This window comes from Acinetobacter chengduensis (assembly GCF_003664645.1).
Taxonomy (GTDB): domain Bacteria; phylum Pseudomonadota; class Gammaproteobacteria; order Pseudomonadales; family Moraxellaceae; genus Acinetobacter; species Acinetobacter chengduensis.
On the sequence record NZ_RCHC01000001.1, the window covers coordinates 19,071 to 33,941 of the forward strand.

The window sequence follows — 14,871 nt, forward strand, 5'->3', positions numbered from 1 at the left end:
CCCTAAATTAACCTGATCTGTTAATCGATAAATTGTTCCGACTGAATATTCAATTCAATATCCCAATGCTTGAATTGCACTTGTTCATCATGCAAATCTGCAACAAGCAGTGGCCATTGTTTGGCATCGCCAGAAACGCTAAGTTGCCATTGTTGCGCATTGAGGGCGACTAATTCAATGGCAGGAAGCATCTCATCGCTACGACTATGATTGAGTAAAACAGCTAAGCGAAGTAGCAAACACAAGTTCACGAGCTTTGTTCCGCCCACTTTCATCACATCTATACGAGCGTCGCTTCGTAGCTTACGACGATGATGTGCCACCAAATGTGACAAATGATTTTGATCAATTTGTGAGAAACCAGGAATGTCTGAATGTTGCAATAAATATGCACCATGGCGATGGTAACCACTGTGGCTAATTGCTAAACCAATTTCATGCAAATAGCCTGCGCGACGCAGTAAATCACTGTCATCATTGGTTAATTCCAATTGCTCCGCCACACCATTAAACAGTTGTTGTGCTGTTGCAACCACACGTTCTGCCTGTTTTACATCGGCATTATAACGCCCCATTAAGGCATGTACCGAACGGTCTCGAATATCTTCGTGTTGGAAACGCCCTAAGAGGTCGTACATGACCCCTTCACGTAATGCGCCATCCGAATACACTAATTTTTCAAGTTTTAAAACATCAAATACCGCATATAAAATCGCAATACCTGCTGGCAAAACTGCTCGACGGTCTTCTTTTAGACCATCAAATTCCATATCCGTTACATTTGAATATTTAAGTAATTTGTCTTTTAGTTTTTCTAAGCCTTCACGAGTTAACTCTTCTTGCTCATTGCTCCAGCCCATATTAACTGTAATTTGACGGCAAGCTTTAATCGTACCGCTTGAGCCAACCACTGTATCCCAGCCCGCGGCTTTATAGGTGGTGGCAAGGCCTGAAATTTCTTTACGTGCTGCAGTAACCGCTTTATCAAATGCCTTTTGGCTAATTTCGCCATCACTAAAATAGGCTTTGGTAAAGGCCACACAGCCCATTTGCACAGATTCGGTATGAATCGGTTCAAATTCTTCACCAATAATGAGCTCTGTAGAACCACCACCAATATCAATCACTAAACGACGACCGCTGTTGGCCATAGTATGTGAAACGCCCAAATAAATTAGGCGCGCTTCTTCACGACCCGCAATAATTTCAATCGGCTTAGGTAAAATTTCAGCCGCTTTTTGAATAAATTCATGTCCATTTTTTGCTTGGCGTAGTGCATTGGTCGCCACAATACGCAAACGTTTTGGCTGTACTGAACCCAAACGCCCCACAAAACGAGCCAAACATGCCAGACCCCGTTGTTGAGCGGCTTCGGTTAAATTTTTATTTTCATCCAAACCTGCTGCCAGTTGTACTTTTTCTGACATTGATGCGACTTTTTTTACTTCGCCATGATCTACACGTGCAATCGCAAGATGGAAGCTATTCGATCCCATATCGATCGCAGCGAGAAGTTCTTCATCAATCAAAAAATCAGACATGATTTCAAATAAACCTATACAGAATTGTGCTTAGAGTAATTCACAACCATGCAATTTAAAAGCCATTTATGTGCATGGAGTAAAACTGCCTTATTTTAGTCTTTAATGTGACAATTGCATGACACGATTGCAACTATCGTCAGCATCAATTAGACAAAATTCAATTTATCAACGAAAATTCAGCAATCCCCCTACATTGTTAAAGACGGCTATGTAATACTAATAATTATAGAGTCATCTTTAAAAAATTTATTTGGAGCAAATTCCATGTCAGCGAATATCGTAAACACAACTGATGCAAACTTCGAAGCAGACGTTTTACAATCTGACGTACCTGTACTTGTAGATTTCTGGGCTGGCTGGTGTGCGCCATGTAAAGCAATCGCGCCAGTATTAGAAGTTCTTTCTACTGAATTTGAAGGCAAAGTTAAAATCGTTAAAGTTGACGTGACTTCTTGCGAAGCAACTGCTGTGAACTACAACATCCGTAACATTCCTGCTTTGCTAATGTTTAAAAATGGCGAAGTTGTTGCAACTCAAGTAGGTGCAGCACCTAAATCTAAATTAACTACATTCATTGAAGAAAACATCTAATCTTCAATTAAAGTGCATAAAAATAAAAATACGCGACCAAGTGTTGCGTATTTTTTTTGCTGATAAATTGACAAAAAATTGAATCTCTCTTATATTGCATGCTCAAGAAATAAAGGATCTTAAATCCTCTCAGTTTCTTATGAGACTCAACACATAAGATGCCGCTCGGCTAAGAATTTGTTATTCACATTTCTCTTCTAACAATGAATCAGACCTCTGAATTGTGATTGTACATATTCAATTGCTTTCGTTTTATTGTATCCCTGCGGCCTAATGTTGCTCCCTTTCTAACCTGTATCCCAGAATTTTAGATTCTATCTGACCACCTATGAATTTAACCGAACTCAAGAAAAAACCGATTGGCGAACTCATCAAGATTGCCGAGTTTATGGGCCTAGAAGGAATGGCACGTAACCGCAAGCAAGACATTATTTTTGCCATCTTAAAGCGCCACGCAATGAATGGTGAAGAGATCTTTGGTGATGGCGTTTTGGAAATTCTGTCAGATGGCTTCGGCTTTTTACGCTCAGCGGCTGGCTCATATTTAGCGGGTCCTGATGACATTTATGTCAGCCCTTCACAAATTCGTCGTTTTAACCTACGTACTGGTGACACCATTACTGGCACAATTCGACCACCAAAAGAAGGCGAACGCTATTTTGCCCTTCTTAAAGTAAACCAAATTAACTACGACACGCCTGAAAACTCTCGTAACAAGATTTTATTTGAAAACTTAACGCCATTATTCCCAACTGAGCAATTGGTTATGGAATTGGGTAACGGTACAACTGAAGATTTAACTGCACGTGTGGTTGACTTGGTTGCACCCATTGGTAAAGGCCAACGTTCAATTATCGTTGCACCGCCTAAAGCGGGTAAAACCATGTTATTACAAAACATCGCACAGTCGATTGTTCGTAATAACCCAGAATGCTTCCTAATTGTCCTTCTGATTGACGAACGTCCTGAAGAAGTAACAGAAATGGAACGTACTGTTCGTGGTGAAGTGGTTGCGTCAACATTTGATGAATCACCTGCGCGTCACGTTCAAGTGGCTGAAATGGTGATTGAGAAAGCAAAACGCTTGGTTGAGCATAAGAAAGACGTTGTAATCTTACTTGACTCAATCACCCGTCTTGCTCGTGCTTACAATACCGTGATTCCTTCTTCTGGTAAGGTGCTCACAGGTGGTGTAGATGCACATGCCCTTGAACGTCCAAAACGTTTCTTTGGTGCTGCTCGTAACATTGAAGAAGGTGGCTCACTGACCATTATCTCTACCGCATTGATTGAAACAGGCAGTAAGATGGATGAAGTGATTTACGAAGAATTTAAAGGTACCGGTAACCAAGAGATTACTCTTGATCGTCGTATTGCGGAGAAACGTGTGTTCCCTGCAATGAACATCAAGAAATCTGGTACCCGTCGTGAAGAGCGTTTAATGTCTGAAGACAATCTACGCAAAGTATGGATTCTACGTAAGCTATTACATACGCAAGACGAACTTGCAGCAATGGAATTCTTACTTGACCGTATGAAAGAAACCAAAACCAATGATGATTTCTTCGACCAAATGAAGCGTAAAGCAACAAATTAATCGATGTAAATTTAAAAAGGCCATCTATAACGATGGCCTTTTTATTTGGTTGACTTCAGTTACATAAATACACAATCAGTTCAGCTAATTGTAAAGTTTTTTTCAAGTGAATGATTATAAAAATAATTTTATTAAAAACCCTATTGTTTTTAGGGGGTTATTTAGCATTTATCCAATATATTTCTTTTCCTTGATTGTTATTTTCTGTTAAAAAAAGCCATTTTTTGACCACTTTTTTATGTTTTTTGACTGTGAAGCAGTAGCATTTCAAAATACTCAGTGATAGCATATTCGCATACCAGTTACACTGCTCTGCATTGTTCATACCTAATAAAAATTAGGCGTAATAAAAGCAAATAACAGTGCTAACTAAGGTTTTTTTTAATCTCATATTTAGAGAGTGATGCCATGTTATTCAAAAAAATCGCTGTTGCTGCTGCAGTTGCTACTACTTTAGCTTTCGTTGGTTGTGCTAAAAAAACTGAAGAAGCTCCTGCTGCTGCTGCTTCTGAAGCTGTAGTTGCTGCTTCTGAAGCTTCTGCTGCTGCTGACGCTGCTGCTGTTGAAGCTTCTGCTGCTGCTTCTGAAGCTACTGCTGCTGCTTCTGAAGCTGTTGCTGCTACTTCTGAAGCTGCTGCTTCTGAAGCTAAATAATCTAACCGATTATAAAGCACAAAAAGAGAGCCATTTGGCTCTCTTTTTTATTACAAGAAAAAATCTCAAAACACAATAAACAGAAAGATCAGTACACAATTACCTTTCACCAGAACTGCCCTAGCATCTCTTTCCACATACAAGTCGATTAAGATTCTCTATCTTGCTATTAATGGAGCATAAAAAAAGCAGATCAATCGATCTGCTCATTTCCAACGCGTTGACGGAATTTTTGTCCCGCACGGAAGGTTACTACACGGCGTGCAGAAATCGGAATTTCTTCACCCGTTTTCGGGTTACGGCCTGGGCGCTGACGCTTATCGCGTAGCTCGAAGTTACCAAAACCTGAAAGTTTAACTTGCTCGCCTGAGATTAGCGCTTGGCTAATCTCATCGAAAAATAACTCGACCATTTGTTTCGCTTCACGACGATTTAAACTCGTGAGCTCACTTAAATGGTCAGCCATTTCTGCTTTTGTTAGTGCTGTCATGAAGCCCTCAATGTCGCTTGGTAAGTGTTTTCTAACACTTGGAGAATATTATCCATACCGGATTTGATCTCAGCATCTTCAAGTGTACGAGATGGATGCTGCCAAAGTAATGCAAATGCCAATGAGCGCTTGCCTTCTTCAACACCTTGACCAGTGTACACATCGAACAACCAAGTAGAGTCTAAAAGCTCGCCACCCGTTTTTCCGATAAGCTGCTGAATTTCGCTAACATTAATCTTATCACTAATTAAAAGCGCAATATCACGTCTTACCGACGGAAAACGTGATAATTCTGTAAAATTAGATACATAAGTTTGCAAAACAGCCTGTTGATCGAGTTCAGCAACCCAAGTCGTGCTTAAATCCAATTCATCTTCTAAAGATGGGTGTAAACGACCTAAGTAACCAATCGACTGCCCATTAAGCAAAATCTCAGCAGATTGACCTGGATGTAACCATGCACGTTCAGAACGTACATATTCCACCTCTAAACGACCTGCTGCTAAAACTTCTTCAACATCGCCTTTGAAGTCAAAGAAATCCATTGGCGCTGCTTTACCATGCCAAGATTCTACATTGCGTGCGCCCGTAGCAATCATCGCAAATGTTGGGATTTGTTTGAGATCATGAATAGACGCTGCATCTTGATAGTCAAAACGCAAACCTAGCTCATAGAAACGTACACGGCTTTGCTGACGATTTACGTTGTATTGCACACATGGGATCAAACTTGATAATAAAGTTGAACGCATGACTGCTAAATCACTTGAGATTGGGTTTGCCAATGCCAATGGATTCACTGCTGGATTCAATTGTTTTTCAAGTTTCAAATCTGCAAAGCTAAAGCTGATTGCTTCTTGATAACCCAAAGCCACCACAGTTTGACGTAATTGAGCAAGCTCGAATTGGTCTTGGTATTTTGCCAATTTTACGTCAATAACAGGCAGACTCATTTGAATATTGTCGTAGCCATGAATACGTGCAACTTCTTCAATCAGGTCTTGGTAAATTGCCATGTCATAACGATGTGATGGTGGAACAACAGTCCATTCACCTACAGCATTTACAGTCACAGCACAGCCCAAACGTGTTAAAGCATCTGCAATGAACTCACCATCTACGCTATAACCCAAGAGTTGATCAACTTGCGCTTGTTTTAATTCAATCACTTCACGTGTTGGCAGTACATTTGCTTGCTCTGCAACCGTGATTGGACCGAATTCACCACCAGCAAGTTCAGCAATTAACTGAGATGCGCGGTGCATAGCGATCATTGGCAATTCAAAATCTACGCCACGTTCATAGCGCTGAGATGCATCTGTATGTAAACCAAAACTACGCGCACGACCTGCAATTGCAAGCGGTGCAAAGAATGCAGATTCTAAGAAAATTTCTTTGGTTTCATCTGTTATAGATGAAGATAAGCCACCCATAATACCTGCAATTGCCAATGCTTTTTCATCATCTGCAATCACCATCACTTTTTCGTTCAGCTCAACGTCTTGTTCATTTAAAAGTGTTAACTTTTCAGCAGCCGTTGCTTGACGTACATGTACTGCACCTTGAACTTTACCACCATCAAATGCATGTAGCGGTTGGCCCAATTCCATCAATACATAGTTAGTAATATCAACCAAAATGCTGTGCTGGCGAATACCTGAACGAGCAAGCGCACGTTCCATCCATTCAGGTGTTGGTGCTTTAGTATTTACATTTTTAATCACACGACCTAAGTAACGCGGACAACCTTCAGTTGTAACAACAACTTTTTTCTCATCTGCAATGGTTGCAGCCACTTCTTTTATTTCAGGAGCGTTCACAGCCAATTGGTTAATTACACCAATTTCACGGGCAATACCACGAATACTGAAGCAATCACCACGGTTTGGTGTAATGCTAATGTCAATGACATGGTCATCAAGATCAAGATATTCACGAATGTTTACGCCCACAGGCGCATCTGCAGGCAGCTCTAACAAACCGTCAATTTTGTCTTCTAAATCAATTTCTGAAGCGCCACATAGCATCCCTTGTGATTCAACACCACGAAGTTTGCCTTTTTTAATTTTGAAATCGCCCGGAAGCACAGCACCAATCGTAGCAACGGGTGCTTTCATACCTTCACGTACGTTTGGTGCGCCACATACAATTTGCAAAGGCTCACCAGAACCAATATTCACTGTTGTTACACGTAAACGGTCTGCATCAGGATGCTGAACTACCGTCAAAACTTCACCCACAACAACACCTGTGAACGGTTTTGCAGCTGGCGCAAGCTCATCAACTTCTAAACCAAGCATGGTAAGCTGGTCAGATAAAGTATTGCTATCAATGGCTGGGTTTACCCATGTACGCAACCAATTTTCGCTAATTTTCATACATTCATTTCCTTAATCTCCCCTAACCCCTCTTTGAGAAAGAGGGGAAATCCCACGCTTCATTCTTATTCGTGGAAGTCCCCCTTTTATAAAGGGGGATTTAGGGGGATTCTAATACCTTTAAATTTAAAAAATCTGTTTAAGCAAATTGGCGTAAGAAACGCACATCGTTTTGGTAGAACATACGTAAGTCATTGATGCCATAACGTAGCATCGCAAAACGCTCTACACCTAGACCAAATGCAAATCCTTTGTATTTGTCTGGATCAATACCTGCTGAACGCAATACATTTGGATGCACCATACCGCAGCCTAAAACTTCTAGCCACTTACCACGCTCATCCATAATATCCACTTCAGCACTTGGCTCTGTGAATGGGAAATAAGATGGACGGAAACGTACTTTTAAATCTTTTTCAAAGAATTCATTTAAAAGATTAACCAACAAGCCTTTTAATTCTGCAAAGCTAGTGTTTTCAGCAACGTACAAACCTTCAATTTGGTGGAACATTGGTGAATGCGTTTGGTCAGAGTCACAGCGGTATACACGGCCTGGGCATACAATACGAATCGGAGGCTGTTGCGTTTCCATGGTACGGATTTGTACACCAGAGGTGTGTGTACGAAGCAAATGATTCACATCAAAATAGAAAGTGTCATGCATTGCACGTGCAGGGTGATGTCCCGGAATGTTCAGGGCTTCAAAGTTATGGTAATCGTCTTCCACTTCTGGGCCCGTTGCCACGGTAAAACCAGCTTTAGTAAAGAATTGACAAATACGCTCTTGCACCTGCGTTACTGGGTGAATACTACCAATCGCTTGACCACGACCTGGTAAAGTAATATCAATTGTTTCGCTTGCCAGTTTTTGTTCTAGCGCCGCTTTTTGTAATTGAGTTTGGCGTTCAGTTAAAGCCGCGTTAATCGCTTCACGCACAGCGTGAATAGCCGCACCGTGAACCTTACGCTCTTCAGGGTCCATTTTACCCAGTGCTTTAGATTGTTCCGCGAGCTGGCTTTTTTTACCCGTAAACTGCACTCGAACTTGATCAAGTGTAGCAAGGTCATCTGCTGCTGCAATCGCAGCGAGCGCTTCAGTGGTCAGGGCTTCCAGTGACATAGTAACTCTCAAAGCAACAATTTAGAAAAATATAAAACCCCATATTCTAACAGTTTTTGAACGCGATGATGAAGCGCATTCATAAGTAAAAATTGCAATAGCATCGAGAATTAAAAAAAGTATAAGATAGGCGCATTATCAATGAGATCTTTCATTATGGCGCTCGATCAAATTTGGAAACAGCAACTCACACTGGTCACCTATGGAAATGAGTTTTTAGCACAGAATCTAAGTTTTCAACGCTGGTTGCAGCATGCTATTTTTGATCAGCACCATTTTGTATTTCGTGATTTGATGTCCCAACATTTATTGGCACAGCATTTTCAAATTTGGTTAGAAGGCTTAAAAAAACAAGGCGTACAGCGCATTAGCTTACATCGCTCGGCACTATTAAATGATGAGCAAAACCCAAATGCTAATGTCGAGCTTTTACCCATTGCGCACTTTATTGTGAGCCACGACGCCCACAAAAAACAGGCTTGGATCTTTGGTAAAGAATTAGCAGAATGGTATAACGCAGATAATGATTATGAAGTGCCTGCATCTCAGCGATCTAGCGTACGCCTCGAAGTTTTTTGGCGCTTCGAGCTCAATTCCGCTTTAGCTAAACGGATAGATAGCGACTTACAACAGCCCAATTGGGATGATATTCAACTTTATACAGACAATGAATTGTTTGATAGCAAATTTGCCAAAGGCTTTATTGAACCGAGTGAGTTAGACCATCCCTACTATGGCTTGAGCATCGAGCAATTAGAGCCAGATGTAACCCCGCTGTCCTTACTGCCTACAGACTATCAAGCTGATTATGCACATCAAACCTTAATTCGCTTAGATGCACTTGATGCATTTATTCAAGCCAAAATACAGCATCCATACAATGCCGAGGGTGAAGCCCTATCACCAGAAGAACAGCTCAATATGCGTCATTTTTCGCAAAAGCTAGATGACCTTCGGAGCAAGTTTATTGTTAAAGTTGCAAACCACTATAAAACTGCACGTTTGACCGTAAAAGAAATTCCATCACCTTTGGATGATGTACAACTTCCTAATAGTCAAAAGAAGAATGCATACCATAAGCCTTCAGCAGATCACTCTAGCAATAATAAAACTGGTGTTTTTGCGCTCATTGTAGTGACTATTATTATCTGTCTATGTGGCTATTATTTTGGGCTTTAATCGATAAGTACATTAAATTCAAATGCCCCAATAAAAAGCATCCTCAATGGATGCTTTTTGCTGTATTTAAGCGGTAATTAAATAGTTAAATGGCCGAATTTCTATTTGCACTTTGTGTGTATCTGCATGCTGATTGATATAGTGATTGACCGAAATCACTTCGCCTTCGAGTTCCGCATCTGCACCATACATAATTTTAACGGATTCCCCTTTGCGTGGAATCATCTGTAGTTCTAGGGTAATAGTGCCCTGACCCATTCCTTTTATTTCTGCCAGCATATTCTTATCCTGATGTTTGGTTTTTTTAAATATTAAGCAGGTAGCCGAGCAAGTATTAAAGCTGATTTATGTAACGGCTGATTTTGATTTTTTTAGGTTTAAATGATCAAGGTGAGAAGCATATATAACGTTTAAAAGAAATCTTTAAACACACTAATAATTTTAAGCTATTTTTCTGAGCGTGTTTTTTGAATCATCTAAATTAGGCATTAGCCAAAATTAAAGCAAAAAAAAGACCGCTAAACAGCGGTCTTTTTTATCATCTTAGATGATTAAGCAGCTAATGCGCCTTTAGCTTTTTCAGCTAAAGCTGCAAATGCAACTGAATCATGCATAGCGATGTCAGCAAGTACGCGACGGTCGATGATCACTTGAGCTTTTTTCAAGCCATCGATCATACGGCTGTACGACAAACCGTTTTGACGAGCACCAGCATTGATACGCGCAATCCATAGAGCACGGAATTGACGTTTCTTTTGACGGCGGTCACGGTAAGCGTATTGACCCGCTTTGATTACTGCTTGGAACGCAACACGATAAACACGTGAACGCGCGCCGTAGTAACCTTTAGCACGAGCTAGAATTTTTTTATGACGGCGATGAGCCTGTACACCACGTTTTACACGAGCCATTTAAAATCTCCTTAGATGTATGGGCACATAGCACGAACTGAAGCAACGTCACTTACGTGAACCATTACACAGCCGCGTAATTGACGAATACGCTTAGCAGATTTTTTGGTCAAAATGTGGCGCTTGAACGCTTGTTTGCGTTTAAAACCGTTTGCAGTCGCTTTAAAGCGTTTAGCTGCACCACGGCGAGTTTTCATCTTAGGCATAACAACCTCTTTTGAACACCTGTTCGGCACGTTCGCACCATTACGATTACGCCCTGCAGGTAAGGGAGCCAGTATTCTAAAGCATCTTTGCTCAAAACAAAAGCACCATCGAAAATTAAAATCTACATCGAACTAACTTAGTTTTATTTCCTATAAGCTTTACATGATGAAATATCAACCTAGCGCCAAGCGCGACTTATAATTTGTGCATCTCCTCTCCAGTTGCCAGTTATGACACCTGCACATGATGCATTTGCAGCCTTACGCTATCGTGATTTTTCGATTATTACGCTTAATCAATTTAGCCTTACTTTAGCGATTTTGATTCAAGAAATTATTGTGGCGTATTCGCTGTATCAAATTACCAAAGACCCTCTTACTTTGGGCCTGATTGGTTTGGCCGAAGCCATTCCGTTTATTAGTTTGTCCCTATGGGGTGGTTATTTTGCTGATCGTTTTAATAAGCAATTGATTATGAAAATTTGCTTATTCTTTGCCATCCCTATGCCCCTTATTTTATGGTGGTTGTTCCATTTATATGGGCAAGCAATGATTGGAGTACAAACGCTGTCTTGGGGAATTTATGCAGTCATTTTTGGCTTAGGTACCATTCGTGGCTTTTATAATCCTTCAGCAACCTCTTTAAAGCCGTTTTTAATTCCGCGTGAATTGTATGCGAATGGCGCAACATGGACCACGATTGGCTGGCAAAGCGGTGTCATTTTAGGCCCGATGCTGGGTGGCTTTATGTTGGCTTTTTGGGGGCGTGAAAATAGTTTAATCAGTGTCGCTGGCTTATTGGCACTATGCTTTATACTGATTAATTTACTCAAAAAACGTCAATTTCCCAAAATTGAAACTGATAATCTTTGGGAGAGTTTAAGCGATGGATTCCGTTTTATTTGGAAAACTAAAATTGTACTATGGGCCATTTCACTTGATTTAGTTTCTGTACTTTTTGGTGGCGTCATTGCGCTTTTACCCATTTTTGCAGAAGATATTTTAAAAGTGGGACCAGAAGGCTTGGGCTATCTTCGGGCTGCACCATCCATAGGTGCCCTTATTACCATGATTGCGCTCACTAAATTTCCACCGACCCACAACGCATGGCGCAATATGCTGTTGGCTGTGGCAGGATTTGGACTGTTCACACTATTATTTGCTTACTCAAATATGTTGTGGCTATCCTTATTTGCACTCGCCATGACAGGTGCTTGTGACAGTATTTCAGTTGTCATTCGCCAAACTATTTTACAAATCTATCCGCCAGAAAATATGCGTGGCCGTGTGGCGGCTGTAAATGGCATGTTTGTGTCCTCAAGTAATGAGTTAGGTGCTTTTGAGTCTGGTTTAGCCGCTAAATACATGGGGACGGTCATGGCTACCCTCTTTGGTGGATGTATGACCTTAGCTGTTGTTGTGATGAGCTGGTCAAAAACCAAAGATTTATTTGGCTTAGACATCACCAAGGGTACAGAAAAATAGCGAAAACTGTGTATTTAGACTTGCCAGTATTTCTAATTCAGGAAATACTGCGCTTCAATATTGACCAATCATCACATTGCGTGATTAAAGCCTTTAACTTATGAAAAAAATTCTGTGCTTATCTACTTTAATGTGCCTCCCATTGACGGCTTACAGTGCGGCGACCAAACAAGTTCACCAACTTCCTGCACAAACCATTGACGTCTCACCAACCTCACATTTAACCACGCGCTTACAGTGGGCTAAATTTCCACAACCGAATTATAGCGTTGACGATTTAAAAAATGAAAATCGGGCAGCGATTATTCGTGTAGTGACCAACACCAAAGGTGACGTTACAAATGCAACCGTTGAAGAAAGTACAGGCATCAAAGCACTCGACCGGATTTTAATTGATGCCGTTGAAGATGCTCAGGTAAAACCACATATTAAAGATGGTCACGCTGTGTCGCAAATTGGTTATCAAGCCTTTAATCTTAAGCTCAGCAACAAAGATGCGCTATGTGATTATGAATTTGATTCAAAAGTTTGGCAGGCTCAACAAGATGGCAAAAAAACCACTTTTAAATATCAATCCAAACCTGAGTTCAAATTAAATTCAGAGCAACTCAACGGCCATAACCGCCAAGTCAAATTTAGCTTTAAAGCGGATAAACATGGCAATATTAAAACAGTGAAAATCAAGCAAGGTTCTGGCCTTTACGCCTTAGATCAAAGCATTAGCCAAGCTTTAACAGACAGCCAAATTAGTGTGAAGCGCACTGCACGTACTTTATGGTTATATAAAAAATCGAGCTTTAAAGATGAAATTCAATTTAAGCTCAATGCTTGTAAAGCATCTTAATCCCCCCTAAAGGGCAGGTTTGATGTTGAATGAAACCTGCCTCATAAAATTAAAATGCCTGATCTGTAGAGCTCTCATGATAAAAAAGAGTCTTTATAAAACTTTAATTGGATAAAAATGATTTATGAAAAAGGCTTATTGTTCAGGCATTAAAATACATTGATAAAAATCAAATACACACAATAATAGCGCCCGACTTTTGCCACACTCACCAGCAATACAAAACGCCAAAACTTTTCTTTTAGTAAACCTGCAATCAGTGTAATAGGATCACCAATCACTGGCGTCCAACTGAGCAACAATGACCAGTAGCCATATTTTTGGTAGAAGCTTTGCGCCTGTTGCATTTTTTGCACTGACACAGGAAACCATTTTTTATTCTTATACTGTTCTATTTTCAGCCCCAAATACCAATTGACGCAGGAGCCTAAAATATTACCCAGACTTGCAATAGCAATCAGTACCCCAACTGTATGGCTGTGTTGCATCAATAAGCCCAGCAAAACGGCCTCAGATTGCAAAGGCAATAATGTCGCCGCACCAAAGGCAGCAAGGAATAACAACAACAAACTCATGCGATGCTATTCCTTAGTCTCGTTTTTATAGACCTAACTGCTTCTTGGTCTTACGATATTCCCAAATAGACCAAAAAATCATGACCGCAATAATGAAAGCACGCGACCAACCATAACGCGTCGTCAAAGGTTGAATGACTTCTTTTAATCTCACTTGATCATGCGTTTGCAAAGCATTGGCAACGGTTTGAATATGTACCGCCTCTGCAATAAATAACAGTAAAGACAACACAATGGCAACAATAATGGCAAAATAAACCCGCGAATTGGCTTCTACAATGCGTGTCAGATTTAAGAAAAATTCTTTCATGTATTCATCCAATAAAAAACCACCGCAGAAGTGGTGGTTTTATGATTTTCAATCATCTTAGCATAACTGCTTCACAATGCCTTGTTATTGCCATCAGACTTTTATAGCCAATGCTTTTTGCACCGCAGGGCGTGCTGTTAAGCGCTCGACATACTCTTTCACTTGTGGATAATCTTCTAACTGAATCCCTTGCCATTCATGCCGCAAAATCCAAGGTAAAATAGCCATATCTGCAATCGAGTAGCCACCTGCTACATATTTTTGCCCAATGAGTTGATGGTTTAACACCTTATATAAGCGTTTGGTTTCATTGATATAACGCTCAGTTGCATACGGAATTCGCTCAGGTGCGAAACGGCTAAAATGGTGATTTTGCCCCAACATTGGACCAAAGCCACCCATTTGCCACATGAGCCACTGCTCGACTTCAACACGCTCAAATTCATCTTCTGGATAATACAGCCCAGTTTTACGGCCAAGGTACTGTAAAATGGCACCCGACTCAAATACCGAGATGGCTTCACCACGTGGCCCATTTTGATCCACAATGGCAGGTATTTTGTTATTTGGAGAGATTTTTAAAAAATCAGGCTGAAATTGATCATCTTCTAAAATATTAATTGGGAAAATTTGATATTCCAAGCTCATTTCTTCTAATGCAATGGTGATTTTATGGCCATTGGGCGTCCCCCAATAATACAGATCAATCATATACTTATCCTGTCAATGTTCTGATTTTTAATATCAACTGTCTTGGTTTATGTTCTGTTTATAGCATGCATTGCGCTTTTAAACCTTAACTTAAACTGAAACTCAGCACAAAATATAGCGGATACGATAACAAATTCAGCTATGTTTTTCTCAAAATCCGATTATTAGCCATGCATATCTATTTTACTTTTTGTAATACCTCAACCCTTATTATGGATATATCAGTGAGGATGCTGAAAGTTAAATCTCTATTTCTTTCGTTTAGATCAGAACTTC

The 14,871-nt window shown here is 40.4% G+C and carries 16 protein-coding genes; 6 read left to right on the forward strand and 10 right to left on the reverse strand.

The window, feature by feature from the left end:
* Positions 1–20 precede the first annotated feature (20 nt).
* On the reverse strand, positions 21–1,541 hold the full coding sequence (ppx, locus tag D9K81_RS00085; RefSeq protein ID WP_120374193.1) for an exopolyphosphatase: 1,521 nt from the start codon (positions 1,539–1,541) through the stop codon (positions 21–23).
* Positions 1,542–1,808: 267 nt separating this feature from the next.
* Here ppx and trxA point away from each other — a divergent pair, with 267 nt between their 5' ends.
* The 3 genes from trxA to D9K81_RS00100 all read left to right on the forward strand — a co-directional run bounded on the left by trxA (position 1,809) and on the right by D9K81_RS00100 (position 4,386).
* Positions 1,809–2,135 carry a thioredoxin gene (gene trxA / locus D9K81_RS00090; RefSeq protein ID WP_120374194.1) on the forward strand — a complete coding sequence of 109 codons (327 nt, stop codon included), beginning with the start codon at positions 1,809–1,811 and terminating at the stop codon, positions 2,133–2,135.
* A 328-nt stretch (positions 2,136–2,463) separates the two neighbouring features.
* Positions 2,464–3,732: a transcription termination factor Rho gene (rho, locus tag D9K81_RS00095; RefSeq protein WP_106986222.1), complete on the forward strand. Its 1,269-nt coding sequence runs from the start codon at positions 2,464–2,466 to the stop codon at positions 3,730–3,732.
* Positions 3,733–4,140: 408 nt separating this feature from the next.
* The gene (locus D9K81_RS00100; RefSeq protein ID WP_106986223.1) at positions 4,141–4,386 is read left to right on the forward strand and encodes a hypothetical protein; all 246 of its coding nucleotides are present in this window, start codon (positions 4,141–4,143) and stop codon (positions 4,384–4,386) included.
* 193 nt (positions 4,387–4,579) lie between these two features.
* On the opposite strand, the gene D9K81_RS00105 is transcribed toward D9K81_RS00100, so the two are convergent.
* The 3 genes from D9K81_RS00105 to pheS all read right to left on the reverse strand — a co-directional run bounded on the left by D9K81_RS00105 (position 4,580) and on the right by pheS (position 8,374).
* Positions 4,580–4,876 (reverse strand): integration host factor subunit alpha, encoded by a 297-nt coding sequence (locus D9K81_RS00105; RefSeq protein ID WP_004649746.1) that lies wholly within the window; start codon positions 4,874–4,876, stop codon positions 4,580–4,582.
* On the reverse strand, positions 4,873–7,254 hold the full coding sequence (gene pheT / locus D9K81_RS00110; protein ID WP_120374195.1) for a phenylalanine--tRNA ligase subunit beta: 2,382 nt from the start codon (positions 7,252–7,254) through the stop codon (positions 4,873–4,875). Before pheT ends, D9K81_RS00105 begins: the two co-directional genes overlap by 4 nt.
* A 139-nt stretch (positions 7,255–7,393) precedes the next feature.
* The gene (pheS, locus tag D9K81_RS00115; RefSeq protein WP_106986225.1) at positions 7,394–8,374 is read right to left on the reverse strand and encodes a phenylalanine--tRNA ligase subunit alpha; all 981 of its coding nucleotides are present in this window, start codon (positions 8,372–8,374) and stop codon (positions 7,394–7,396) included.
* A 156-nt stretch (positions 8,375–8,530) separates the two neighbouring features.
* Here pheS and D9K81_RS00120 point away from each other — a divergent pair, with 156 nt between their 5' ends.
* Positions 8,531–9,553, forward strand: a complete 1,023-nt coding sequence (locus D9K81_RS00120; protein WP_120374196.1) for a hypothetical protein — start codon at positions 8,531–8,533, stop codon at positions 9,551–9,553.
* A gap of 66 nt (positions 9,554–9,619) precedes the next feature.
* Here the strand turns inward: D9K81_RS00120 and D9K81_RS00125 are convergent, their stop codons facing one another.
* The 3 genes from D9K81_RS00125 to rpmI form a co-directional block, all read right to left on the reverse strand.
* Positions 9,620–9,832, reverse strand: a complete 213-nt coding sequence (locus tag D9K81_RS00125) for a KOW domain-containing RNA-binding protein (protein ID WP_120374197.1) — start codon at positions 9,830–9,832, stop codon at positions 9,620–9,622.
* 272 nt (positions 9,833–10,104) lie between these two features.
* Positions 10,105–10,464, reverse strand: a complete 360-nt coding sequence (gene rplT / locus D9K81_RS00130; RefSeq protein WP_004723060.1) for a 50S ribosomal protein L20 — start codon at positions 10,462–10,464, stop codon at positions 10,105–10,107.
* A gap of 11 nt (positions 10,465–10,475) precedes the next feature.
* Entirely contained in the window at positions 10,476–10,670 is a 195-nt protein-coding gene (gene rpmI / locus D9K81_RS00135) for a 50S ribosomal protein L35 (protein ID WP_004804484.1), read from the reverse strand.
* A gap of 231 nt (positions 10,671–10,901) precedes the next feature.
* Here rpmI and D9K81_RS00140 point away from each other — a divergent pair, with 231 nt between their 5' ends.
* The gene (locus D9K81_RS00140; protein WP_120374198.1) at positions 10,902–12,155 is read left to right on the forward strand and encodes an MFS transporter; all 1,254 of its coding nucleotides are present in this window, start codon (positions 10,902–10,904) and stop codon (positions 12,153–12,155) included.
* 100 nt (positions 12,156–12,255) lie between these two features.
* A complete protein-coding gene (locus tag D9K81_RS00145) occupies positions 12,256–12,999 on the forward strand; it encodes an energy transducer TonB (RefSeq protein ID WP_120374199.1) in 744 nt (247 codons plus the stop codon).
* A gap of 149 nt (positions 13,000–13,148) precedes the next feature.
* Here the strand turns inward: D9K81_RS00145 and D9K81_RS00150 are convergent, their stop codons facing one another.
* The 3 genes from D9K81_RS00150 to D9K81_RS00160 all read right to left on the reverse strand — a co-directional run bounded on the left by D9K81_RS00150 (position 13,149) and on the right by D9K81_RS00160 (position 14,595).
* Entirely contained in the window at positions 13,149–13,574 is a 426-nt protein-coding gene (locus tag D9K81_RS00150) for a YqaA family protein (protein ID WP_120374200.1), read from the reverse strand.
* A gap of 25 nt (positions 13,575–13,599) precedes the next feature.
* Positions 13,600–13,884, reverse strand: a complete 285-nt coding sequence (locus D9K81_RS00155) for a hypothetical protein (RefSeq protein ID WP_121523068.1) — start codon at positions 13,882–13,884, stop codon at positions 13,600–13,602.
* A gap of 93 nt (positions 13,885–13,977) precedes the next feature.
* Positions 13,978–14,595, reverse strand: a complete 618-nt coding sequence (locus D9K81_RS00160) for a glutathione S-transferase N-terminal domain-containing protein (RefSeq protein ID WP_120374202.1) — start codon at positions 14,593–14,595, stop codon at positions 13,978–13,980.
* Between the last annotated feature and the right edge of the window lie 276 nt (positions 14,596–14,871).